Raw genomic sequence first — 23,652 nt, 5'->3', positions numbered from 1 at the left:
TCGTCAAAAACTGCTTTCTGACCCTACAATGTGAAACGTTTGCGCATGTGAAAGCGCATATTTGTGCACTCCATTGAAGGTGTGCGCCACTCACCGTTAGAAAGAACCAACCATGACCCCCACCTATAACGCCCAGGCGAATCCGCACCTGGGCGCACCCGGCATTACCACCATGCACGGTGATGCCCAGTCTTCCGACGCTACTCCTCTTGCCGGCCCCGGCGCCGGTGACTGGAAGATTACCGGCACGAAGCTCGGCGGCGCCTGCCCGACGATTCTTGCCGGACGTGACGGCTTCATTCAGGTGCTCTGCACCCAGGTCTTCGCCCACGGCGAGTTCATCACCCCGAAGCTCTCTATCCTTGACCCGCATACCGGCCGCGAGCTCTCCCACTTGGACATCCCGAAGGGCGCGCTGCTCGGTGGTGTGTACGCCTACCTTGACGCGCAGGACCGTATGGTTCTGGTGGATGGCTCTCAGTGCCTGCTGCGCCTCTCCCACTCTGCTGACGGACGCAGCATCCGCGTTGATGAGCGTATTGACCTGAGCCGCATGCTCGCCCAGAGCGCCAATGACGCTGTGGTTGGCCTGGTACCCGACTGGTCCGGTCGCATTTGGGTTGCGACGAAGAACGGCTACATTGCGGTGATTGATTCTGCCCGCGGCACGATTCGCTCGATGCGCCTGAATAAGGCGTCGATTGCGGGTGAACGTATCGATAACTCGATTTCGGCGTGCCCGCAGGGCGTGAGTGTGGTTACTTCCCACGCTATTTATATGCTGAACGCTACCGCAACCGGTGCGCCCACCCTCAAGTGGTGGCATGCGTACGATCGAGGTAGCGCCCGCAAGCCCGGTAAGCTCGCGTGGGGTTCCGGCGCCTCCCCGACGTTCTTTGGCCCGAACGGTTCGGATTACGTGATGCTGACCGATAACTCTGATATTCAGGAGTCGGTCATTGTGTACCGCACTGATAACGGTGTGAAGGTCGGTAGCGCTGGCCTGTTTACTGCCGGTACCTCTGGCACTGAGAATTCCATGATCGGTGTGGGTAACACGATGGTCGGTGCAAGCACCTACGGCTACCCCTACCCGAAGTACCCGGAGGGTGCCGGCCCGTCAGTTCCTGCGAACGCACTTTTTGCTCCCGGCATGGAGCGTTGGGATATTACCGACCGCGGTCTGCGTAAGATGTGGGACCGTAAGGACGTGTACTCTTCGGCTGTTCCTCGTTACTCCACTGCTGACGGTCTGATTTACACCTGTGAGCGTCGCCGCGGTCCGGCTGGTTTGGCGAATGGCGCCTACGCGTGGGCGGTCGCGCTGGACATGGAAACCGGTAAGACGATGCACGAGCAGCGCCTGCCTCAGCATGTGAGCCTGCTGCTTGGCGGTGGTGACACCCTGCAGATGGTGGGCACGATTGACCGTTACGGCACCTGGTGGCAGGGCACGATTAGCGGCGTGTACCGTATCGCGAAGGCTTAGGGGAGTAGAAAATGACTAAGAATAATCTGATGAACGCTTCTCGCCGTACCGCGTTGAAGGTTGCTGGGGCTTCGGCTGCCCTGGTGGCTGGCGGCGTGAGCGCTGCGGAGGCGGCAACTCGTTCGGGCGGTAAGCGCGCTCGCGTGACCCCGGTGACCCAGCGTCCTGGCGGACAGCGTGGTGGACAGCGCGGTCAGCACGGTGGTGGACAGCACAGTGGTGGACAGAACGGCGGCGCGGCGAGTTCTGCGCTGGTGCAGGTTCCGATGCGTTATAACGAGTCGTGCATCCGCCTGGAGTTGAAGGCGGTCTCTGGTGTGCAGGCTGTGTCTTTGCAGAGTCAGCCGGCGCGTACTGTTGCTTTCCGGAATCTGCCGACTCGCCTGAGCATTATTAATGAGGGCAATTCGACGCTGCCGGTGGGTACTCGCCTGATGGTGCGTGCTCGCGCGCAGGACCCGAAGACTGGTTTGTTGTTGAATCCTGCGGTGACTCTTCGTGTTGCCTCGGGTCAGGCGGTGCTGCCTTCGGGTAACCTGGGTGCTTCGGCCCTGGTGGCTCCTGTGGATGCTCTGAATCTTGATGCGGTGCGCCGTAGTGAACAGACCGGTCAGGCTGGTGCTGGCAGCGAGAACGTTCTGGAGTTGCGCACCGCTATTCCTCGCGGTCACCGCTTGGATGTTCAGCTGAATTATCAGGTGGCTTCGGGTGTTGCCGGTTCTGCATTGAAGCAGGTTCATGTGAGTGCTGTGCTGGATATGGCGGCGGCTGGTTTGTCGTCGTCGTTCTACGAGGTGCAGAGCTCGGCTGTGGTTGCTTCGCTGAACTAGCGGTTGCGCTGGTACCTGGAGCTGGCTCCTGTGAAGGATGGGCACGGCGGGGGAGTGGCTCTGTTGTGTGTTTTATACCTTATATATAGGCGCCTGTTCAAAAAGGTATGTTGAAAGGTCGGGGTCGTTCGTGGGAACGGCCCCGACCTTTGCAATGTCTAGTCTGCCGGCGTGGCTGGCAGTTAATTTTTCTTATGCGGTTTCGCTCCTGTCGTGTTCGCCGAATGCCACCTGCACCGCGTGGTGCAGTGCTTCGCGCACCATGGCGATGGCGGGGTTGGCGGCGGACTCTCGGCGTACGGCGGTAAAGATTTTGCGGCAGGGCTTGCCGGGTAGCTCCACGATGCGTAGCCCCTCGGTGGTGGAGAGGGAGGAGAGGATGAAGCCGGGCACGATGGTGACGGCGAATCCTGCTTTGACGAGGTTGGAGTTCGTAATCATGTCATTGGCGCTGTAACGGATGACCGGCTCGAATCCTGCGGTGCGGCACTGGTTGAGCGCCCAGCTGCGGGAGGTGTTCTGTTCCATTTCGAGAACCCAGGGCAGTGCGTGCGCCTCCTCGATTGAGGTGATGGTGGAGGTGCTGGGCACAATCAGGCTGAGCGGGTCTTCGGTGAGTAGTTCGGAGTGCAGTTCGGGGTATTCGGGGATGTGGTGGTGCGGGTAGGCTTCGGAGAGCACCATGTCGTATTCGCGGCTTCGAGTCAGGGAGGTTCCGGTTTCGGGGTCGATTTGCAGTACCTGCAGGGTGAGTGAGGGTGCGTGTTCGGCAAGGTAGCTGAGGGTTTCCGGTAGCAGTGCGAAGGCCGCGGACTGGAAGATGGCGAGGCGGACCATGCCTGCGGGTTCGCCGGTGAGGTTGGCGACGGAGGTTTGCATGCGGTCGAGTTCGCGCAGGATGCTGCGGGCGCTGTCGACGATGATGAGTCCGGCGCTGGTGAGCTGTACGCGCCTGCCGATGCGCTGCAGAAGCGGGGTGCCGGTTTCTTTTTCGAGGGTGGCAATCTGCTGGGAGACGGCGGAGGGGGTGAGGCTGAGCGCTTCTGCGGCAGCGATGACGGTGCCGCGTTCTTGGATTTCGAGGAGCATTTGCATGCGTCGGATGTCGTAGATTGACATGTGTTTCCTCCCTGGCGCGCCCGGTTGTTCTGCAGATTGTGCCTCTGAGTTCTTCCGTGGTGCGTCTCTCATCGTGGACTCTTGTCTATGGTACCGCGTGGGCTTCCGGCTGGCTCTTTTTGAGACGCCTGAAGTGGGGTGCCGGCATGTTGGCTTGTGTAGCGAGTATTTTCGCGCTGAATGTGATGATTCTTAGAGCCGAAGATGCTTTTGGGAATGGTTTTGAAGTGTTCGATTGTTACGAAATCGGTTCGGTATTTGCTTTCTGAAAGTGCTAGCCTGAGAGAGATGGATAGCGATGTCGCTACAAACTTCACCTTGTCTCTTCGAACAGGAGGTTCGGAGGGGGCGTGGGGTGAAAACCTCACCGCACAATCATTTAGAAAAACTAAATGGATTTTGGAAAAAACATTCAGTTTTTCTAATGAGGTATTTATTACCCTTTTGTGGTGAAATAGAGACATCGCCAAACGTGGTGTGCACCGCACACAGTGAGATAGTTAGGAGTCAAGGATGACCCATCCTTTCGCATCTGAGCACTACCAGAAGATGGCTCTGGAAGCTCGTCAGCTTGTTCGCCAGTGGGTAAACGAGTCCCAGTCGATCAAGCCCACCTTCGCGGCTGAGCAGCTCGCCGGTGTTCTGAAGGACCCCAATGGTCTTCCCTTCACCGTCGGCTTTGTTGATGGCGTTATTCGCCCCGAAGACGACAACGTCTCCGGCCGCAACCTCTCCCGCATTTCCGGCCTGGCACCTTCCTTCCTGCCCTGGTACATGAAGTCCGCTGTTGGCTTCGGTGGCAAGCTGGCTGGCAAGGTCGCATGGCCCACCGTTCCCGTTGCACGCCGCGTGCTGCGCGAGATGGTTGGTCACCTGATCGTCGACGCTTCCGAGGAGAAGCTGGGCGACGCAATTGCAGAGCTGACCAAGACCGGTAACCGCCTGAACGTCAACCTGCTCGGTGAGGCAGTTCTGGGTGACAAGGAAGCAGAGCACCGCCTGGCTGAGACCAAGCGCCTGCTGGCACGTGACGACGTTGACTACGTCTCCATCAAGGTGTCCGCTGTTTCCGGCCCCCACCAGCACTGGGCATTCGACGAGGTCGTTGAGACCGCTGTTCGCCGCCTGACCCCGCTGTACGAGCTGGCTGCATCCAGCTCCCCCAAGAAGTTCATCAACCTGGACATGGAGGAGTACAAGGACCTGGACCTCACCATTGAGGTGTTCACCAAGATCCTGGACCAGCCCCACCTGAAGGACCTGGAAGCCGGTATCGTGCTCCAGGCATACCTGCCCGACACCCTGGCTGCAATGCAGCACCTGCAGGAGTGGTCCGCAAAGCGCGTTGCTGCTGGCGGCGCAGGCATCAAGGTCCGCCTGGTTAAGGGCGCAAACCTCTCCATGGAAATCGTCGAAGCTGTTATGCACGGCTGGCCGCTGACCACCTGGGACACCAAGCAGGCTGCTGACACCAACTACAAGCGCGTTCTGGACTACGCACTGCGCCCCGAGCACGTGAAGAACGTTCGCCTCGGTATTGCAGGCCACAACCTCTTCGACGTTGCTTTCGCACTGCTGCTGTCCGAGGACCGCGGCGTGAAGGACCGCGTCGAGTTCGAGATGCTGATTGGTATGGCTGAGCAGCAGGCAGAGATTATCCGCCGTCGCGTTGGCCACCTGCTGCTGTACGTGCCCGTCGTGAACCCCAAGGAATTCGACGTTGCTATCGCATACCTGATCCGTCGTCTCGAGGAGAACGCTTCCTCCGAGAACTTCATGTCCGGTATCTTCGACCTGGCAACTGACGAGTCCATCTTCAAGCGCGAAGAGGACCGCTTCATGCGTGCACTGAACTCCGTCACCGACGAGGTTCCCGCATCCAAGCGCACCCAGAACCGTCTGACCGAGAACGAGGACAACGTCTTCGTCCCCGCAGGCCGCTTCGAGAACACCCCCGACACCGACCCCGCACTGGCAGGTAACCGTGAGTGGGGCCGCGCAATCCTCGAGCGCTCCAAGACCACCAAGCTGGGCATCGACACCCTCAAGGCTAACGAGCTGACCAGCGAGGCTGAGGCTGAGAAGCTGATCAAGGAAACCGAAGAGGCTGGCAAGGCATGGGGTAAGCTCTCCGGCCACGAGCGTGCAGAGATTCTGCGCAAGGTCGGTAAGGCTATCGCACTGCGCCGCGGTGACCTGCTGGAGGTTATGGCAGCTGAGGCTGGCAAGACCCTGGAGCAGGGCGACACCGAGGTCTCCGAGGCAATCGACTTCGCATACTACTACGCAATGCTGGCTGAGGACCTCGAGAAGATCGACGGCGCAAAGCCCAAGTCTGTTGACCTGACCCTGGTTGTTCCCCCGTGGAACTTCCCGACCGCTATCCCCGCCGGTGGTGTTCTGGCAGGTCTGGCTGCAGGTTCTGCTGTCATCTTCAAGCCCGCAACCATCACCGCTCGCACCGGTGCCCTGATCGCAGAGATCATGTGGGATGCAGGCGTTCCCAAGGAAGTTCTGAAGCTCGTCAAGGTTGTTGACCGCGCTGCAGGTAAGCTGCTCATCTCGCACCCCGAGGTTGACCGCCTGATCCTGACCGGTGGCTACGAGACCGCTGAGCTCTTCCGCTCCTGGCGTGATGACCTGCCCCTGTTCGGTGAGACCTCGGGTAAGAACTCGATCATCGTCACCCCGAACGCTGACATCGACCTCGCCGTCAAGGACGTCGTCTACTCGGCATTCGGTCACGCAGGTCAGAAGTGCTCCGCTGGTTCGACCGTCATCCTGGTTGGCTCCGTGGCACAGTCTGAGCGTTTCCGCCGTCAGCTGCTTGACTCCGTCAACTCGCTGCACGTGGCACACCCGCAGGACATTGAGTCCCAGATGGGCCCCGTTGTTCAGAAGCCGGAAGAGAAGTTGCTGCGCGGTCTGACCACCCTCGGTCCGGGTGAGCGCTGGCTCGTTCAGCCCAAGGAACTGGACGAGACCGGTCGCCTCTGGAGCCCCGGTGTTCGCGAAGGCGTCAAGCCCGGTTCCGAGTACCACATGACCGAGTACTTCGGCCCCATCCTGGGTATCATGACCGCTGACACTCTGGAAGAGGCAATCGAGCTGCAGAACGCACCCGATTACGGTCTGACTGCAGGTCTGCACTCGCTGGATGCTGACGAGCTCGAGCTGTGGCTCTCCAAGGTGCAGGCAGGTAACCTGTACGTCAACCGTGCAATTACCGGTGCAATCGTTCAGCGTCAGCCCTTCGGTGGTTGGAAGAAGTCCACCGTTGGCTCCGGTACCAAGGCTGGTGGCCCCAGCTACCTGATCGCTCTGTCCGATTGGGAGCCGGCACAGGCAACCGCAACCGCTGTCACCCAGTCCGTGACCGTCCGCGAGACCCTGGCTACCATCGAGAACTCCGAGCTGGGCAAGCGCGAGGACTTCGCATTCATCAAGCGCGGTGTCTCCTCTGACGCACACGCTTGGGACACCGAGTTCGGCTTCGGTCACGATCCCTCGAAGCTGGGCGTGGAGCGCAACATCCTGCGCTACGTACCCACCCAGGTTCTGGTTCGTGCAGACGAGTCCGCATCCGCAGCAGAGACCCTGCGCGTTGTGCTCGCCGGTCTGGCAGCTAACGCACCGGTTGCTCTGTCCGTCGGTAAGGACCTGCCGGTCGACGTCCGTGGCGTCCTCGAGAACAAGGGCATCAAGTACGAAGTCAAGTCGGACGCTCAGTTCCGCGAGTACCTGGCTTCGAACGCTAAGACCCCGGTTCGCGCACTGGCTGGTACCCCGCTGGAAGGCACCCGTATCCGCTACATCGGTAACGATGAGAAGTCCCTCTACACCGCACTGGGTGGTCGCCCGGACGTTGCAGTGTACTTCGCACCCGTCACCGAGGCTGGCCGTATCGAGATGCTGCCCTTCCTCCGCGAGCAGGCTGTTTCGATTACCGCACACCGTTTCGGTAACCCGAACCGCTTCTCCGAGCGCGTCATTTCTTCCCGCTAAGGCGCTGTGAGAGTTTAGCTCTCTAGCCTAAGGCTCAGGGCCCTGCACCATCATGGTGTGGGGCCCTGAGCCTTTTGGTGTGTCTGATGGCTCCCTGCTGGAGGTGAGTAATAGGGGTGCTTCTAGGGCCTTGGGAAGGGGCGCTTGTTGAGCGGTTAGATAGGATAAGGAAAATATAGTGTCATAGAAGTGGTACGGGGGTGTTTGGACGTGCCCCGCGTTACTTCTTATGTGATAATTGGTGTAGGACGTTCCGTCATCCCACATACGGAACGACACCGTGCGCGGGACGGTCCGCGCTACGCAAGAACACACTGAAAGGACACCGCTGCTATGAGCAACGTTCCCGCAGAACTCTCGTACACTTCTGAGCACGAGTGGGTTTCCGCTCTCACCGCCGAGGGCACCGTACGTGTTGGTATTACCGACCACGCTCAGGATGCACTGGGTGACGTCGTCTACGTCGACCTTCCCTCTGTCGGCGACTCTGTAGCTGCTGAGGATAGCTTCGGTGAGATTGAGTCCACCAAGTCTGTCTCTGATCTTTTCGCTCCCATTGCGGGCGAGATTGTCGCAGTGAACGAGGGCCTGGAGGATGACCCCGCACTGGTTAACTCCGATCCCTACGGCGAGGGCTGGATCATTGAGATTCGCCCCGAGAACGCTGATGACCTGGCGAACCTGCTGGATGCAGAGGCGTACAAGGCTGAGCTGGACAAGCTCTAAGTCGATAGACTCTAAGACCTTCTATAGGCCTCGGATAAGAGGTATGTAGTGGTGAGACGGCGAGACCGATTGGTCTCGCCGTTTTTCTTTTAAAATGCACACAAACGCAAATAGTTGGGCGCATTTAAGGTTCGTCTTGAAGGTGTAGGAATTCACTAAAGGGGCTTGAAGGATGACTAAACCCCTAGTGGGAGCCTCTTTCAAGTTAAATGTGATGAAAACTTCAACTATCGCGAGAAGATAAAATTTTCCTCGTAAAGCAGTCCAATATGAGATATATGTGTTCGAAGTATTGGAATTTTGCTAAAATTGGTACTGTCTCTACTGATTAATGTTTGATTGTGTGGCTATTTTTGGGTTCAAAAAGCCCCTGAAAAGGGCGAACTAAATAGCAAAATGCCTTGTGAGGCTATAAGATTGTCTCGAAGGTTTGCGGTTTATCATTTCGTGATAAACAACTAAACTTATCTATCACACTCTCAACACTAAGCAAAGATGTTCGGCACGGAGCGAGACCCCCGACCGGGGGAACGAGCCACTCACTCAAATTTCGGCTCGTATCGACATCGTCTGAACAAGTACCCGAAAGACATAGATGACCTCACGCATCGATGAGAACCTCACTAACGCTGAGGTTCAACTAGAGGACGTGGAGAACGGCGGCTCTGACCGTAACCCGCGTGACGTTAAGAGCCGGACCATTGGTCAGGTTCTTAGCCAGCTTGACCTGGAGTTCCCCGGAATTAGTGCATCCAAGATCCGCTTCCTGGAGGAGCGCGGTCTCGTGCACCCCAGCCGTACCGAAACCGGTTACCGCAAGTACTCCCAGACGGATATTGAGCGCCTGCGCTACATCCTCACCATGCAGCGCGACCACTACATGCCGCTCAAGGTAATCCGTCAGCACCTGGAGGACATGGAAGCCGGTCGCGTACTGAACTCCATGCCTGCCACCGTAAGCGAAGACGTGCTAGACACCGTCCTTGGCCCGAACGAGCAGGAAGGTCGCACCTACACTCTCCGCGAGCTGGCAGAATACGCTAACACCACCCCCGAACTGATTCGCGAGCTGATTGACTTTGGACTGCTCGAAGACGGTTCGGATGTGGAGTACACCGATTACGATGTGCTGATTGCCCGCGTTAGTGCAGAACTGACCCAGCACGGCATTCAGCCTCGTCACCTGCGCGCATTCAAGTCAGCGGCAGACCGCGAAATTTCCCTCGTGGAAATTGCGGTGGCTCCGCTGGCATCACGCCGCGACGCAGCCTCTCAGGCTCAGGCGCAGGAACGAGCCGACAAGATCCGCAAGTTGTGCTTGCAGCTGCACGCAACTCTGGTCGAATCGGCGATGCCTACCTACGAGTAGGCGCACGAAGACGCAGACTACCGGACAGTCTGCTGCTCGTAAACCCTCAGCGGTTCTACCACACCCCAAACGGGGATTTCCCTCGGGAAACACCACTGACCATGGTGATTCCCTCTATAGTCCCTACCCCTTACCAACGGGTAGCGGCCTCTAGACTTGGACGAAGCCGACGCTGGCACGCTCGGAATTTCTACCCCTTCGTCCAACACGAAGAGCTTTCTCACCAGGGGGCTCCCGGCCTGCCAAGGCTGTTCACTCAACTCAGCTGTAAATGCGTACGGACTGCTCCGTACGCATTTACTTTTTAAACTCCCCTGTGGGATGGATACCCAGAAAAAGCGAGGAGAATAGCGGGGGAGGAGCACCCCCACAGGGCGTTAAAGAGGTACGAATGAATCTGAAAAGATCATTCGCTTCGGTGGGTTCAATTTTAAGTAGAGCCCTCTATCAGTTAAAATAGATTGAACAACCGCGCCTATCGCGCATCGGTCGCACTATCGAATCGTGTTCTACGAACCGAATAGTCGAGCCAATGTGTAGTATTGAAAACCGCGTAGCTAACCTCGCAGAGGGAAGCCACGCGAATCATAGATGCAGATTCTAAGGCCTAGCCCTAGAATCTCACCCCGAAAATCGGGGCTACACCGGAACGAAGTCGACCACATTTGATAGGGCGCGGTGAATCGCATTAAACGGGTTAACGAAAAGGAGGGACCGTGCTAGAGCAGCAGGTAGCCGAAAATGCAGGCGAGGCCGCAGGCACCCATGAGGCACCCCAGGGCTTCGACCAGCCCCTGGATGGCTTCGACACCCTCTTCCCCGTAGCGCCGCCTCCGCGCGGTGAACAAGGCGTACTCTTCACCGACCCGGTCTCTGTCGTCGAGGAAAACCTCGGCTACCGTGGCGCCGTCGCCTGCAAGGCAGCAGGCATCACCTACCGTCAGCTCGACTACTGGGCACGCACCGACCTGGTTGTACCCACCGTGCGTAGCGCCTCCGGCTCCGGTACCCAGCGCCTCTACAGCTTCCGCGATGTGCTCGTGCTTAAGATTGTGAAGCGACTGCTCGACACCGGCGTGTCCCTGCAGCAGATTCGCACCTCCATCGAGCATCTGCGTACCCGCGGCATTGACGACCTCGCGAACATCACCCTGATGAGTGACGGTACCACCGTCTACGAATGCACCTCCCCGAGCGAGGTTATCGACCTGGTTCAGGCTGGTCAGGGCGTCTTCGGTATCGCGATTGGCCGCGTCTGGCGCGAAATCGAAATGAACCTCAACGGCCAGCCCGGCGAAGAGATGCACGAAAACTTCGAAGGCGACGAACTTGCCGCCCGCCGTGCCCGCCGCGCACAGGCATAAAACACAAAACGTGAATCAGCCCGCGCTCACTACCTATCGGGTAGCGAGCGCGGGCTGAAGCTTTAAATGCGAGGGAATATTCAATGCTCACTTGAGAAAAAACTCAAGATACACCCCTGTCAGAGCCAGAAGAAAAGCGAAGATTCGCTAAAATAAAGGGGCATTACACCTCACTCATAAAAGGGACCTGCATGCCCCGCATCGTCAGTATCAGCAGCCTCAAGGGTGGCGTTGGCAAAACGTCCATCACTTTGGGGCTCGCCTCCGCGGCATTACACAGCGGACTCTCCACACTTGTTATTGACCTCGACCCCCACGGCGACGCCAGCACCGGCCTGGCAGTGGATGAAACCATCCCCGACGTCGCCTCCCTGATTGCCAGCTCCAATGAGCGCGCCTTCGCGGAGGAAGCCGGTAGCTCCTCCTGGAACGCGCTCGTCGGCAAACCCACCCTGCTGACCAATAACCCCGTGACCACCGGTAGCGTGAAGGTGGCGCGAGGCTCGGCGCGCTCCACCCTCGTGGACCGGCAGGAAGCCGCGCCGTTCATCCGCCGATTCAAGCGCATGGTGGAGGCGGCAGCGGACGCCTACGACGTGATTCTGATTGACTGCCCGCCGTTCCTCGGAACCCTGTCTTCGATGGGCTGGGCGGTGAGTGAGCGTATCCTCTCGGTCGCTGAGCCTTCCCTTTTCTCTGTAGCGGGCACCGAACGAACCCTGCGTGCCATCGTGCGCTTTCAGCAGGAAAGCGGCATCAGCATTGACGGTGCGGGAGTAGTTATCAACAAGATGCGCCCCAACGACAGCGAACACCGCTACCGACGCGACGAAATGCGCTCCCTCTTCGGCGAGCTCGTGGCAGATCCTGTGCTCGCTGAAAGCCCCGTGCTGCAACGCGCCCAGGGTGCGGCGTACCCGATTCATTTTTGGCCCGACGAAGAGTCGGTTGATCCCGCCATTGACTTCACCCGCCTGCTGGCTGGGCTCATGGCAGACCTCTAAGCGCAGACATCTACGCGTCACTAATCCGCGGGCTCACATAGTTTCAACGCTTGAGGTTTCAACGCTTGAGTGCGTCTTCTCAAAGAACCTCTGTATTTTCAGCGCTGTGTTCTCAGCCCTGTGTTCTCAGCGCTGTGTTCTTTGGGACGGCGCACTTTCGTATATCCGTCAACATTGACACTAGATAGTGGGAATAGCCGGTAGCCTCCACGCGTTATAGTGGCAGTAACAGAAATAACCCCGCCATCGAGGGGCACGCTGGGAACGAGCCCAGCCTCAACATCATCAACGAGAGGACCACATGAGCATCGAGAACGTAGAACGCATTGACGGCGTAGCACAGTACGACCTCATCGTCATCGGCTCCGGATCCGGCAACACCCTCATCGGCCCCGAATGGGACGACAAGAAGGTCGCCCTCATCGACGGCGGTATCTTCGGCGGCACCTGCCTGAACGTTGGCTGCATCCCCACCAAAATGTACGTCTACCCGGCGACCATCGCGCAGAAGACCCGCGAGGTCAAGCACCTGGGCGTCGACGCACACGTAGACGCCGTGCACTGGGCGCAGATTCGTGACCGTATCTTTGCCTCCCGCATTGACCAGATTGTTGAAGGCGGCCGCAACTGGCGTGCCGGTCTGCCCAACGTCGACTTCTACGACCAGTACGCGCGCTTCGTCGGCTCCCACACCGTCGAGCTGACCGACGGCACCCGCCTGCAGGGCCGCCAGATTGTTGTTGCGGCAGGTTCACGCGCCGTGCTGCCTCCCGTACCCGGTATCGACTCCTCCAAGGTCTACACCAATGACAACGTCATGCGCATGGACGAGCTGCCCGCCCGTATGGTCGTCATCGGCGGCGGCGTGATTGCGGCAGAATTCTCCCACGTTTTCTCCGCATTCGGTACCGAAGTAACCCAGCTGAACCGCTCCTCCCGCCTGCTACGTGGCGTGGACGAAGAGGTCGTGGCACGCTTCGAAGAAGCCGCAAGCAAGCAGTGGAACATCGTCAAGGATGCGTCCCTCTCCGAAATCCGTGAGAACGCCGACGGCAGTGTGACCGTCGTAGCTAAGCACACTACCGAGAACGGTGAAGAACTGCTCGAAATCCCGGCAGACGCTGTGCTCGTGGCAACCGGTCGTCGCCCCAACACCGACACCCTCAACGCGAAGAACTACTTCGACGTGCAGGACGGCGGCCAGCTCAGCGTCGATAAGTACCAGCGCGTGCTCTACAACGGCGCGCCCGTACCCGGCGTCTACGCCCTCGGCGACGTGTCCAGCCGCTACCAGCTCAAGCACGTGGCAAACCACGAGGCACGCGTTGTGCAGCACAACCTCAGCCACCCCGAGGACCTGCGTGCCAGCGACCACCGCTACGTACCGGCTGCCGTCTTCAGCAACCCGCAGATTGCTGTGGTCGGCATGACCGAAGAGCAGGCGCGCCAGGCGGCTGAACGTGAAGGCTTTGAGATTACCGTCAAGGCACAGAACTTTGGCGACACCGCCTACGGCTGGGCAATGGAAGACAAGATTGGCCTGTGCAAGCTCATTGCCCGTAAGGACAACGGTGAGCTGCTCGGTGCACACCTGGTCGGTGAAGAGTCCTCCGTGCTCATCCAGCCGCTCCTGCAGGCAATGAGCTTCGGCATGGATGCGCGCACCCTCGCACGCGGCCAGTACTGGATTCACCCGGCACTGACCGAAATCGTTGAGAACGCGCTGCTCGGTCTGGAATTCGACGAGCCCGCCAACTAATACCGACCGGTTCAAAGAATACCGCTCAAGGACTCAGGCTCTGAGCGGTGAGGTAAACATAGAGGAGGGGGCCGTACCACAGCGGTACGACCCCCTCCTCTCGTTTCGGTAGCTAGAGCCGGTTAGGCATTGTCGCTTTCAGGCTTCTTCTCAGCTTATGCCTTCTCAGTAGGAGCTGCAGCGGAAGAGTCCTCAGCCTTTTCCGCCTTCTCAGGCTTCTTGGCGTCGTCCTTAGCCTCCGCCTTCTCTTCCTGCGGCTTCTGCATCATTTCGGCGGTTTGCTCACGCAGCTCCTCAAACTTCTCAGCCGCCTGCTCACGCAGCTCGGCAAGACGCTCCGCCTGATGATCCGCGTACTCGTGCAGACGCTCCGCAGCCTGCTCACGCAGTTCAGCGAACTTCTCAGACTGCTCCGCCGCGTACTCCTGCAGACGAGCCAAAGAATCCGACGTGCTATCAGAAACCTTGCCGTACATCTCATCCACGTAGGAGGAGAAGTCCTGCAGAATCTTCGCGCGGCGCAGCTTCTGCGAAGGAGTCAGGTAGCCGTCCGCCTCGGTCAGATCACGGTTCATGATGCGGAACTCGCGAATACCCTCGGCGCGGGAAACCAGCTGGTTCGCCTCGTCCACGAGCTTCTGAATTGCGGCACGAACCGCCGGGTGAACAGCAGCCTCCGGGATGGAGAGTGAACGGGGCAGACCCAGGTGCTCCAACTGCTCGGGTAGGGTATCCGGATCCAGGGTCACCAGAGCCGCAATAAACGGCTTCTCGTCGCCAACCAGCATCGCCTGAGAAACCAGGGGAGAGGTACGCAGATGACTCTCCGCAATACCCGGAATCACGTTCTTACCGCCGGCGGTGACAATGATTTCCTTCTTGCGGCCCACAATCTTCAGGTAGCCGCGCTCATCGAAACGAGCCAGGTCACCGGTGCGGAACCAGCCGTCCTCAGTGAACGCCTGAGCGTCCTCTTCAGGGTTCTTGTAGTAGCTGCTAATCACGCCCACGCCACGAACCAGAAGCTCGCCGTCCTCAGCAATATAGCCTTCGGAACCGGGGATGAGCGGGCCGATCATACCAATCTGGTACGGGTTGATGCGGCCAGCCGCAATCGGGGCGCAGGTCTCGGTCAGGCCGTAACCCTCAACCACCTGCACACCCACCGCGTGGAAGAAATGAGCCAGGCGCTCGCCGAGGGGACCGCCGCCGGAGACCGCGTAACGCAGCTCGCCGCCGAGAGCCGCACGCAGCTTCGAGTAGACCAGCTTGTCGTAGAGAGCGTACTGCGCCGCCAGCTTGAGGGGCACACGACCCTCAACCTTCGCCTGCGACCAGCGCACCGCAATATCGGTGGAACGCTCAAACAGAGACTTATTGAACTTGCCGCCCTTAGCCGCCTTTGCCATGGCACCTTCGTACACTTTCTCAAAGACGCGGGGCACCACCAGCAGCATGGTCGGCTTGAAGCTATCCAGGTCAGACGCCAGGTTCTTGATGTTGGGGGAGTGACCAATAACCAGGCCAGCATCCAGCGCCAGAACCTGAATCAGGCGCGCGAGAACGTGCGCCAGCGGCAAAAAAAGAATGGAGGAGTTGCGGGAGTTCGCAATCTCCGGCTCGACCAGCCTGGTGTTGGCGCTGAGGTTCAGGAAGTGGCCGTGAGTCAGCGCGCAACCCTTAGGGCGACCGGTTGTGCCGGAGGTGTACACAATGGTCGCGAGGTCGTCACAACCGGCTGCGGAACGTACCTGCTCCAGCTGCTCATCGCTGACCTCGGAGGCGCGAGCACTGAGGGCATCAAGGTCGCCGTTCTCAATGACCCAGCGGTGCTTGAGCTGGAACGGCTCAGAAGTAGAAGCGGCGTATTCTTCAGCCTCAGCCACACGATTCAGGAGCTTCTCATCCTCGACGAAGATGGCGACAGCCTCAGAATGGGACAGCGCCCATGCAGCCTGGGCGGCAGCGTTCGTCTCATATACCGGCACGGAGATGGCGCCCGCGTACCAAATCGCGAAGTCAATGACAGTCCACTCAAAACGGGTGCGGCTCATAATACCCACACGGTCACCCGGGCGGATACCAGAGGCAATCAGGCCCTTAGCCAGGTCGGTCACCATCTGGTGGAACTGCTGGGCGCGAACCGGCTGCCAGTTACCCGGAGACATCTGACGGCGGTACAGTACCGGATTGGAGCTATCGGCACGGTGGCGCTCAACAATGCTTGTCAGGTTCAGCGAGGGGTCGACAAGAACCTCAGCGGGAGTGGAGAAGACTTTCATAATGCGCCTTTCAAATCAGGGCGTGAGCCCGTGGCGAATCCGGTACCGAGGGGTGCCCTCGATGGCCCAAGGAGCCGTAATATCTATCTGTTGTTCTACTCGCTACGGCGGGTGATGCATTCGCCGGTGTGCAACGGGCGGAACCTTCAGAATTTAGTGGTTTAGGGATGCGACAAAAGCTTGAACGGTGGAGAGGAGATACTCGGCGTCGTAGTCGAGCGTTGCCACATGGTAGCTGCGGGTCAGCCACCTAAATTCTACAGGAACTGAACAATGTTCGAGAAAATATTTGTGGGAGCTATCCGACACAGTATGATCGCCCAGTGAACGCAAATACAGAACCGGCGCCTTCAACTGCGGAATCAGGGCACGAGTCTCAGCACCCAAAAGATGCAGCTGATGCACCGCCGCCGTCGGAACGATAGAATACGCGCCCTCGCTCACGCCCGGAACCGCAATATCAGACCCGATCGCCTTGAGCACCGGCAGAACCTTCGACACCTTACCGGCGTGACGCATCATCGGGTTCACATCCACCATGTAGGGGTTGATGAGTACCGTACCCGCCACCGGCAGGCGCGCCGACAGATGGGTCGCCACCGTGCCGCCCATCGACATACCAACGACCACCACACGCAGACCCTGATCGGCTAGGCGACGGTACCCCTGCTCGGCAGAAGCTAGCCACTGCTCATAGGTGCTATCGCGCAAATCTTTCCAATGAGTACCGTGACCGGTCAGCAACGGCATCTCCACCGCATAGCCGAGCTCCATAAAACGCTGCGCCACCGGGCGCATACTGTGCGGCGAACCTGTAAAACCATGCACCAGCAAAATACCCACAGAATGCTGCGCCGGGTCAGGACTAAAAGAAACGGGGGAGTGATCGAATGCTTCCTGGTCGCCCTCGAGGCGACGCGCCAGGGAGTCCTTAACATTTTGGGTCGCTAGAAGCCTGCGCTCGCGAGCCTTGCGGCGCATCCGCTTGAGCGGCTCCAACGAGTTATCAAAAATGCTCATGGTCCTCCTTAGCCAACCTGCGCGAATATGAACGCAGGTGCAGGCTCTATAGCGTACCCCGACCGGCTACCGCGGGCACAGCGCCGATGCTGGTATATCGCCTCCAGCGCACCCAATACACCGGTGCGCAGAAAAATCGTTCTCTTTCTTTCATTATCTCGCTACGCTCCAGACAAGATAGAATTGACCCGGGAATATTCAGAGAGGAGACCCCAATGCCTAACACCGCCCTCTACTCAACGCTCAAAGTTCTTGGCTCCCCCCTGCTGCAGGGACTGTACCACCATGACGTGGTGGGCCTTGAGAATCTGCCCGAGGGTCCCTACATTGTCGCAAGCAACCACCTGGCGTTCTGTGACTCCATTTTCATTCCTCTCGCCATGCCTCGCACCGTGAACTTCCTCGCCAAGAGCGACTACTTCACCACCCCCGGCGTGAAGGGCCGTGCCATGGCGGCGTTCTTCCGCGGCGTCGGCCAGCTTCCCATGGACCGCTCCGGCGGCCAGAAGAGCCAGGAATCCCTCAATGCCGGCGCGCAGGTCCTCAAGGACGGCGGCATCATCGGCATCTATCCCGAAGGCACCCGTAGCCCCGACGGACGCGGCTACCGCCCCAAGGTCGGTGTCGCCCGCCTCGCAGTTGAAGCAGGCGTGCCCGTAGTGCCCGTCGGACAGATCGGTACCGACCTGATTCAGCCCTCCGGCTCGAACCGTATCCGTCTGCGCCATGACGGCAAGCCCATCCAGGTGCGTACCATTATCGGCAAGCCCCTCACCTTCGAGGAATACACCGACGGCTCAGACCTGAGCCACCGCGTTCAGCGTGAAATCGCCGACCGTATTGGCTCCGAGATCCGTGCCCTCAGCGGCCAGGAATACGTGGACGTGTACGCCGACCGCGTCAAGAAGCTCATGGCTGATAAAAACATGAGCGCTGATGAGGCGGTCGCACACCTGCAACGCTAAACGTTGAGACAACACCCTGAGACAGCACCCCGGGTGCACACATACGACAGATACACACATGCGCCAGAGGGCGGGATGCGGTACGTGCCGCATCCCGCCCTTTCGTATGCCGTTCTGTCAGGGCGCTTTTCACCCCTCGTATCGCCGACACCGGGTGGCGCCATCTAAACATGTGAGATGTACCTGACTGCAGGGTTAGGTGTTGAAGCAAGCAAGAGTACAATTAGGTCTATTCAGCCTGAAGAATCGCAAGCCAGCACGCCGCACACGGCGCGCCGAGCACCCGAAACGGCGGCTGAATCAGAAAACGCACAAGACCATCCCAATGGAGTGAAGATGAGCAATCAAAACCTCAGCACCTCGCAGGCCCCCGACCACGGCCTAGACACCTGGCGTCAGCTGCACATTGACCAGCAGCCCACCTGGAGCGAGCACGAAGATTTTGAGAGCACCATCGCCGAGCTGAACTCGGTACCGCCGCTCGTCTTCGCCGGTGAAGTCGACGCCATGCGCCAGGCACTCGGTGAGGTTGCTGAAGGCCGCGCATTCCTCCTGCAGGGCGGCGACTGCGCAGAAACCTTCGCGGGTGCAACCGCCGATAAGATCTCCGGCCGCGTCAAGACCATCCTGCAGATGTCTGCAGTGCTCACCTACGGCGCCTCCATGCCCGTGGTGAAGATGGGCCGTATGGCGGGCCAGTTCTCTAAGCCGCGCTCCGCAGACATGGAAACCCGCGGCGACGTCACCCTGCCCTCCTTCCGCGGCGAGACCGTCAACGGTTTCGACTTCACCCCCGAAGCCCGCGTACACGACCCCAAACGTATGCTGCGCGGCTACCACACCAGCGCATCCACCCTGAACCTGGTGCGTGCCTTCACCAAGGGCGGCTTCGCAGACCTGCGCGCCGTACACCAGTGGAACCGCGGCTTCACCTCCAACCCCGCGCATGAGCGCTACGAGAAGACCGCCAACGAAATCGGTCGCGCCCTCAAGTTCATGGAAGCATGCGGCGTGAACTTCGAAGCCCTCAAGACCACCGACATGTACGTCGGCCACGAGGCACTCGTGCTGGACTACGAGCGTGCCCTCACCCGCATCGACTCGCGCACCCACCTGCCCTACGACACCTCCGCACACTTCCTGTGGATTGGCGAGCGCACCCGCGGCATCGACGATGCACACGTAGACTTCCTCTCCAAGGTCCGCAACCCCATCGGCGTGAAGCTGGGCCCGACCACCACCGCTGAGGATGCACTCGCCCTGATCGACAAGCTCGACCCGAACCGCGAGCCCGGCCGCCTGACCTTCATCACCCGCATGGGTGCGAAGAATATCCGCGAGAAGCTGCCCGCAATCGTTGAGGGTGTGCAGGCTGAAGGCGCGAAGGTCGTGTGGGTTACCGACCCGATGCACGGCAACACCATCTCCGTGCCCTCCGGCTACAAGACCCGCCGCTTCGACGACGTGCTCGACGAGGTTCGCGGCTTCTTCGAGGTGCACGAGGCCCTGGGTTCGTTCCCCGGCGGTATCCACGTGGAAATGACCGGCGACGACGTGACCGAGTGCCTGGGCGGCTCCGACGCTATCGACGAGGCAGCACTGGCTGACCGCTACGAGTCCCTGTGTGACCCGCGTCTGAACCACTCGCAGTCCCTGGAAATCGCGTTCCTGGTCTCCGAGTACCTCAAGAACCGCGCATAAAACGTTGATGCGCCTCACCGTACTAGTCAGCGGGTACTAGCCAGTGGGTACTAGTCGGCGGGGAATAGCAAAAACAAATGCCCGGGTCTTCACTCCCTATGAGCGAAGACCCGGGCATTATCGTTTAACCTGCGCGCGGTACAGGCGAGGACGGGGCGTTCGGTAAGGCGTGCTACTAGAAGGTCAGGAACGCTTCAATATTGCGCCACCACTGCGACTGCACGAGCGAGGTTGCAAGCCACCAGCCGGTGAAGCTCGAACCCATGCCCAGCAGAATCAGCGCCAGAGCCCAACCGCCCACCGCCATACCCGAGGGCGGGGTCCTAAACTGCTTGGCGGGCAGGCGAGGATCCTTCTGCGAAGACTGCTCGGATTCCTGAGAAGAAGCGGTCTCCTCTGCCGGTGAAGCCTCCGACGCGCTCGCCGGTCCCTTAGACTTCGAACGACGTGTGCCGGAGGGGCTCAACGAACGCTCCGCATGGATTGGGGCGTACTCGCCGTTAGCTGAGATGAACTCTTGCTCCGTCTGCGGGCCAATGCCAACGGACTGAGTCAGCGGGCCCTTCGCCGCGGCGGTACGGCGGCCCATGAACGAACCCAGACCATGCTTGCCGGATTTGCCCTTTGAGCCTTCCTTCTCCTGATCAGTGTCAGAATCGTCATTATCGGAGGCAGAACTCACCAGAGGCGGAATGCCCTGGCGGTTGAGCACGGAGTCCTCAGCATCCACGTCGGCAAGGTGCACGCCCTGACTCGCTGCCGAGGCATCGTACACGAGGCTGTCGGGGGAGTACACATCGTAGGCGAGCAGATCGCGGGCATCGCTAAACGCGCTAATCGGGGTGTTACGCACCATCTGCGCGGCGCCGCTACGCTCCGCAATATCGGCGACGGCCTCCCAAAGGGGAAGCTCCGGTTCCGGGCACGAGGGGGCGCGCCAAGCACGCTCAGACTCACCCAACGACTCAGAAATCTCCAGCAGAGCCGTGAACAGCTCGGTCGCATCCTCCGGGCGTGCGTGCGGCTGCTTGCGGGTACACCACGAAATCAGCCCCGCAATGTCGCGGTCCGCACCCGGCGCGACATCGGTCAGCGCGGGCATCTCAATATTGGCGTTGTGGTAGAGCACCTGCTGGTCATTCTCCAGACCCACAAAGGGCAGACGACCTGAAAGCATGCGGTACATCATCACGCCGAGTGCAAAAATATCAGCTTGAGCTCCGACCTTCACCTTCGGATCAAGAACCTCCGGCGCTACGTAGGCGGGGGTGCCCATGGGGGCGCCCGCATCCACCTGATCGTCACGGCGGGAGAGACCGAAGTCTGTGAGCTTCACCTGGCCGTTAGCGTCGAGAAGAATATTGCCCGGCTTAATATCGCCGTGCAGGTAGCGGTTCGCATGAACCTCCGAGAGCGCCTCCACGACCGGAATGAGGATATCCAGAGCCTCACCCAGCGAGAGGGCATTACGCACACGTAGCAGCTGGCTCAGCGTACAACCGTGCACATACTCGAGCACGATATACATGACCATCTGGCCCGAAAAATATTCGGTACCCGACGAAATTACGCCCACCGTATGCCCGCCGCCGCCCACCTGGCGCATCGAGCGCTCCTCACGGTGGAACTTCTGACGGTTCGCTGCATCCTCAGCCAGAGCGGGGGAGAGAACCTTGAGCGCGACCGGGTTATTCGACCACAGGTCCAGTGCATAATACACCTCGCTCATGCCGCCGCGGCCAATAAGCGAACCCACCTGGTAGTGACCCTCAATAATGGCGCCACTGAGCCACTGCGAAGAACCAATAGCGGTATCCGGGGCAGCGGGACGGGTGGCGGGAGGAACAGAAGTATTTGCAGAAGAACGAGGGTTCACAGGAGAAATCCGGCGTGGGCTGGGAGTATTCATACGTCTCAACATTTTAGCCCGCCCACCTGGGCAGAAGCGATGCCAGAGGGCGCCGGGCAGGTGAACACTCAGCGAATTCTTAAGAAGCACCGACGGGTCTGAACCCAGCCTAAGAACCGCCGGCAACGCGCAAAAAGGAAAGGTGCGCAGGAGAGCTCCCGCTCCAGATGCGGGTCAAAAGTGGTAAATACGTGCCAGCTCTGGCACTCTTAAAAGGTGACTAACGAAAATATTGCTCAGACCTTCGCCCTCGTCGGCGATTGGGTAACCATCCCCGAAATTGCGCAGGCACTCGACCTGAAGGTGACCCGCGTTCACAACCTGATTTCTGACGGTACGCTCATCGCGCTGCGCGACCCGGAAACCAACGTGCGCAAGGTACCCGCACTGTTCATGAACGGTTCGCGAGTACTCGAATCCCTCAAGGGCACCCTCGCTGTCCTGAAGGACTCCGGCTTCAGCGATGAAGAAGCTATCGTGTGGCTGTACACCAACGACGACTCCCTGCCCGGCCGTCCCATCGACGCACTGATTGACGGTCGTAAGACTGAAATCCGTCGCCGTGCGCAGGCACTGGCTTGGTAATACCAGCTTGGTAATAGCGGCTCAGTACTATAGCTAAATATGTTGAGGCGGCATACTTCGGTATGCCGCCTCAACTTGTTTAACGTTCTAACTGTGTTGAACCTCTACGCCTTGCGACGTAGCGCATCTATGCCTTGCGACGCAACGCACGGCCCACAATATCGGTCAGTGCCGCATGCGTCAGCTCGTCCAGGTTCATCGCCTCCAGTGCCTCAAACACAGCCTGAGACTTCTGCTCAATCAGCTGCTCATGCTTGGCGAAAGCACCCGAAGAAACCATCAGCTCGCGGATGCGCTCCACCTGCTCATCGCTCAGCTCGGGGTCGCCCAAGCTATTGTGCAGAAGCGCCGCATCCTTCTCGTTGAGGGCAGCGGAGGTGAGCGCCACCAGCACGGTACGCTTACCCTCACGCAGGTCATCGCCAGCGGGCTTACCGGTCACCTCGGGCTGACCGAAGACGCCCAGCTCGTCATCACGCAGCTGGAAGCCCTCACCCAGCGGCAGACCGAACGCGCGGTAGGCGGCGAGTACCGGGTGCTGCTCGCTCACGGCACCGGTGCCGTTCTCCAGCGCGGCAGCCTGCAGAGCCAGAGCACCACCAATCGTGAAGGGGTGCTCGCACGAGTACTTGGCGGACTTGAAACGAATCACGTTCAGGGCACGCTGCAGAGCTGCCTGAGCGTCCTCGGTTTCGAGAACCTCGGAGTAGACGTCCAGGTACTGACCCGCCAGAACTTCGGCGCGCATCCGGTCAAAAATGGTACGCGCAGGAGCGCCATAAATCGCTCCCTCACCCAGGGACGCGAAAACCTCGGCAGACCACGCCAGGGTCAGATCGCCGGCAAGAATGCCGCCGGTCAGACCGTAGTTGAAAGCATCACCGCGCCAACCATTCTGCTCGTGCGCCGCCTCGAAACGCTTGTGCACGGAGGGAGCGCCGCGGCGGGTATCGGAGCGGTCGATAATGTCGTCGTGAATCAGTGCGGAGGTCTGGAACAGCTCCACCGCCATGCCGGCCTTCACAATAGACCAGGACGCGCGGTTCTCGGTTACGGGTGCACCGCCGGCACCGCGCCAACCCCAGTAGCTCAACAGGGCACGCAGGCGTTTGCCTCCGGTGGAGAGGGACTCAATAGCCTCCAGCAGAGGCAGGGTTTCGGGAGAAATACCCTCGAGCAGTTCGCGCTGGCGGGCAAAAAACTCAGCCATGAGGGTGTCAAAAGCGTACAGGTAGGCTCGCTGCTCTTCAGCAATACGCTCAGCGAGGTGCGCAGAATCCGCCGGGATATTCGGTGCCGCTACGGTGAGGCTCTCGGTCGCCTGGGGAGTGGGTGCTCCGGAAGGAGAAGGGGGAGTCATACTATCCTCGCTGATGGTCGCTATGTACGGTCCTGATGCCGTGCGGTGTGCACTTCTTCTAGCTTAGTGGAGAAAAGCCCAAGAGAACGCATTTACGAACACGTTTACGATATATTACCCCTATTGTTCGTAGAAATGTGCTATATTTTCGGTAGGTGGGCGTAG

General features: G+C 59.5%; 16 protein-coding genes. 11 read left to right on the top strand and 5 right to left on the bottom strand.

Annotation, left to right across the window (positions count from 1 at the left end; translation table 11 throughout):
• Positions 1-112: 112 nt before the first annotated feature.
• Together HMPREF3055_RS08900 and HMPREF3055_RS08895 are read left to right on the top strand one after the other, a co-directional pair.
• Positions 113-1,489, top strand: a complete 1,377-nt coding sequence (locus HMPREF3055_RS08900; RefSeq protein ID WP_060823691.1) for a hypothetical protein — start codon at positions 113-115, stop codon at positions 1,487-1,489.
• An 11-nt stretch (positions 1,490-1,500) separates the two neighbouring features.
• Entirely contained in the window at positions 1,501-2,319 is an 819-nt protein-coding gene (locus HMPREF3055_RS08895; RefSeq protein WP_070678186.1) for a transcriptional initiation protein Tat, read from the top strand.
• Positions 2,320-2,511: 192 nt separating this feature from the next.
• Here HMPREF3055_RS08895 and HMPREF3055_RS08890 read toward each other — a convergent pair whose 3' ends face one another.
• Positions 2,512-3,438, bottom strand: a complete 927-nt coding sequence (locus tag HMPREF3055_RS08890) for a LysR family transcriptional regulator (protein ID WP_049354895.1) — start codon at positions 3,436-3,438, stop codon at positions 2,512-2,514.
• 513 nt (positions 3,439-3,951) lie between these two features.
• On the opposite strand from HMPREF3055_RS08890, the gene HMPREF3055_RS08885 reads away from it, so the two are divergent.
• The 6 genes from HMPREF3055_RS08885 (at position 3,952) to HMPREF3055_RS08860 (ending at position 13,665) form a co-directional block, all read left to right on the top strand.
• On the top strand, positions 3,952-7,443 hold the full coding sequence (locus tag HMPREF3055_RS08885) for a bifunctional proline dehydrogenase/L-glutamate gamma-semialdehyde dehydrogenase (RefSeq protein ID WP_070738872.1): 3,492 nt from the start codon (positions 3,952-3,954) through the stop codon (positions 7,441-7,443).
• Between the two features lie 333 nt (positions 7,444-7,776).
• Positions 7,777-8,169: a glycine cleavage system protein GcvH gene (gene gcvH / locus HMPREF3055_RS08880; RefSeq protein ID WP_049337538.1), complete on the top strand. Its 393-nt coding sequence runs from the start codon at positions 7,777-7,779 to the stop codon at positions 8,167-8,169.
• A 595-nt stretch (positions 8,170-8,764) separates the two neighbouring features.
• Entirely contained in the window at positions 8,765-9,538 is a 774-nt protein-coding gene (locus HMPREF3055_RS08875; protein WP_049337539.1) for a transcriptional regulator FtsR, read from the top strand.
• 716 nt (positions 9,539-10,254) lie between these two features.
• Positions 10,255-10,902: a MerR family transcriptional regulator gene (locus tag HMPREF3055_RS08870; protein ID WP_070604573.1), complete on the top strand. Its 648-nt coding sequence runs from the start codon at positions 10,255-10,257 to the stop codon at positions 10,900-10,902.
• Positions 10,903-11,093: 191 nt separating this feature from the next.
• A complete protein-coding gene (locus HMPREF3055_RS08865) occupies positions 11,094-11,906 on the top strand; it encodes a ParA family protein (RefSeq protein WP_005507726.1) in 813 nt (270 codons plus the stop codon).
• Between the two features lie 301 nt (positions 11,907-12,207).
• Positions 12,208-13,665 carry a mycothione reductase gene (locus HMPREF3055_RS08860; RefSeq protein WP_012903832.1) on the top strand — a complete coding sequence of 486 codons (1,458 nt, stop codon included), beginning with the start codon at positions 12,208-12,210 and terminating at the stop codon, positions 13,663-13,665.
• A 155-nt stretch (positions 13,666-13,820) separates the two neighbouring features.
• Here the strand turns inward: HMPREF3055_RS08860 and HMPREF3055_RS08855 are convergent, their stop codons facing one another.
• Both HMPREF3055_RS08855 and HMPREF3055_RS08850 read right to left on the bottom strand, forming a co-directional pair.
• Positions 13,821-15,947 (bottom strand): AMP-dependent synthetase/ligase, encoded by a 2,127-nt coding sequence (locus tag HMPREF3055_RS08855; protein ID WP_070690033.1) that lies wholly within the window; start codon positions 15,945-15,947, stop codon positions 13,821-13,823.
• Positions 15,948-16,100: 153 nt separating this feature from the next.
• Positions 16,101-16,967: an alpha/beta hydrolase gene (locus HMPREF3055_RS08850; protein ID WP_070738871.1), complete on the bottom strand. Its 867-nt coding sequence runs from the start codon at positions 16,965-16,967 to the stop codon at positions 16,101-16,103.
• A gap of 215 nt (positions 16,968-17,182) precedes the next feature.
• Between HMPREF3055_RS08850 and HMPREF3055_RS08845 the strand changes: the two genes are divergently transcribed.
• Both HMPREF3055_RS08845 and HMPREF3055_RS08840 read left to right on the top strand, forming a co-directional pair.
• The gene (locus HMPREF3055_RS08845) at positions 17,183-17,932 is read left to right on the top strand and encodes a lysophospholipid acyltransferase family protein (protein WP_070738870.1); all 750 of its coding nucleotides are present in this window, start codon (positions 17,183-17,185) and stop codon (positions 17,930-17,932) included.
• Positions 17,933-18,268: 336 nt separating this feature from the next.
• Positions 18,269-19,633 (top strand): class II 3-deoxy-7-phosphoheptulonate synthase, encoded by a 1,365-nt coding sequence (locus HMPREF3055_RS08840; RefSeq protein ID WP_070687164.1) that lies wholly within the window; start codon positions 18,269-18,271, stop codon positions 19,631-19,633.
• A gap of 175 nt (positions 19,634-19,808) precedes the next feature.
• Here the strand turns inward: HMPREF3055_RS08840 and HMPREF3055_RS08835 are convergent, their stop codons facing one another.
• Entirely contained in the window at positions 19,809-21,509 is a 1,701-nt protein-coding gene (locus HMPREF3055_RS08835) for a serine/threonine protein kinase (RefSeq protein ID WP_246826930.1), read from the bottom strand.
• A 249-nt stretch (positions 21,510-21,758) separates the two neighbouring features.
• Here HMPREF3055_RS08835 and HMPREF3055_RS08830 point away from each other — a divergent pair, with 249 nt between their 5' ends.
• Positions 21,759-22,127 (top strand): Rv2175c family DNA-binding protein, encoded by a 369-nt coding sequence (locus HMPREF3055_RS08830; RefSeq protein ID WP_070506761.1) that lies wholly within the window; start codon positions 21,759-21,761, stop codon positions 22,125-22,127.
• A 127-nt stretch (positions 22,128-22,254) separates the two neighbouring features.
• Here HMPREF3055_RS08830 and HMPREF3055_RS08825 read toward each other — a convergent pair whose 3' ends face one another.
• The gene (locus tag HMPREF3055_RS08825; protein ID WP_070738868.1) at positions 22,255-23,487 is read right to left on the bottom strand and encodes a polyprenyl synthetase family protein; all 1,233 of its coding nucleotides are present in this window, start codon (positions 23,485-23,487) and stop codon (positions 22,255-22,257) included.
• Between the last annotated feature and the right edge of the window lie 165 nt (positions 23,488-23,652).

Source organism: Rothia sp. HMSC061C12, assembly GCF_001815755.1.
GTDB classification, from domain to species: domain Bacteria; phylum Actinomycetota; class Actinomycetes; order Actinomycetales; family Micrococcaceae; genus Rothia; species Rothia mucilaginosa.
This window is presented reverse-complemented; position numbering and strand designations above follow the sequence as displayed.

Bases quoted from the DNA above. Each gene is read 5' to 3' on its own strand.
- HMPREF3055_RS08900 (WP_060823691.1), top strand. From the start codon at position 113: ATGACCCCCACCTATAACGCCCAGGCGAATCCGCACCTGGGCGCACCC.
- HMPREF3055_RS08895 (WP_070678186.1), top strand. From the start codon at position 1,501: ATGACTAAGAATAATCTGATGAACGCTTCTCGCCGTACCGCGTTGAAG.
- HMPREF3055_RS08890 (WP_049354895.1), bottom strand. From the start codon at position 3,438: ATGTCAATCTACGACATCCGACGCATGCAAATGCTCCTCGAAATCCAA.
- HMPREF3055_RS08885 (WP_070738872.1), top strand. From the start codon at position 3,952: ATGACCCATCCTTTCGCATCTGAGCACTACCAGAAGATGGCTCTGGAA.
- gcvH (WP_049337538.1), top strand. From the start codon at position 7,777: ATGAGCAACGTTCCCGCAGAACTCTCGTACACTTCTGAGCACGAGTGG.
- HMPREF3055_RS08875 (WP_049337539.1), top strand. From the start codon at position 8,765: ATGACCTCACGCATCGATGAGAACCTCACTAACGCTGAGGTTCAACTA.
- HMPREF3055_RS08865 (WP_005507726.1), top strand. From the start codon at position 11,094: ATGCCCCGCATCGTCAGTATCAGCAGCCTCAAGGGTGGCGTTGGCAAA.
- HMPREF3055_RS08860 (WP_012903832.1), top strand. From the start codon at position 12,208: ATGAGCATCGAGAACGTAGAACGCATTGACGGCGTAGCACAGTACGAC.
- HMPREF3055_RS08855 (WP_070690033.1), bottom strand. From the start codon at position 15,947: ATGAAAGTCTTCTCCACTCCCGCTGAGGTTCTTGTCGACCCCTCGCTG.
- HMPREF3055_RS08850 (WP_070738871.1), bottom strand. From the start codon at position 16,967: ATGAGCATTTTTGATAACTCGTTGGAGCCGCTCAAGCGGATGCGCCGC.
- HMPREF3055_RS08845 (WP_070738870.1), top strand. From the start codon at position 17,183: ATGCCTAACACCGCCCTCTACTCAACGCTCAAAGTTCTTGGCTCCCCC.
- HMPREF3055_RS08840 (WP_070687164.1), top strand. From the start codon at position 18,269: ATGAGCAATCAAAACCTCAGCACCTCGCAGGCCCCCGACCACGGCCTA.
- HMPREF3055_RS08825 (WP_070738868.1), bottom strand. From the start codon at position 23,487: ATGACTCCCCCTTCTCCTTCCGGAGCACCCACTCCCCAGGCGACCGAG.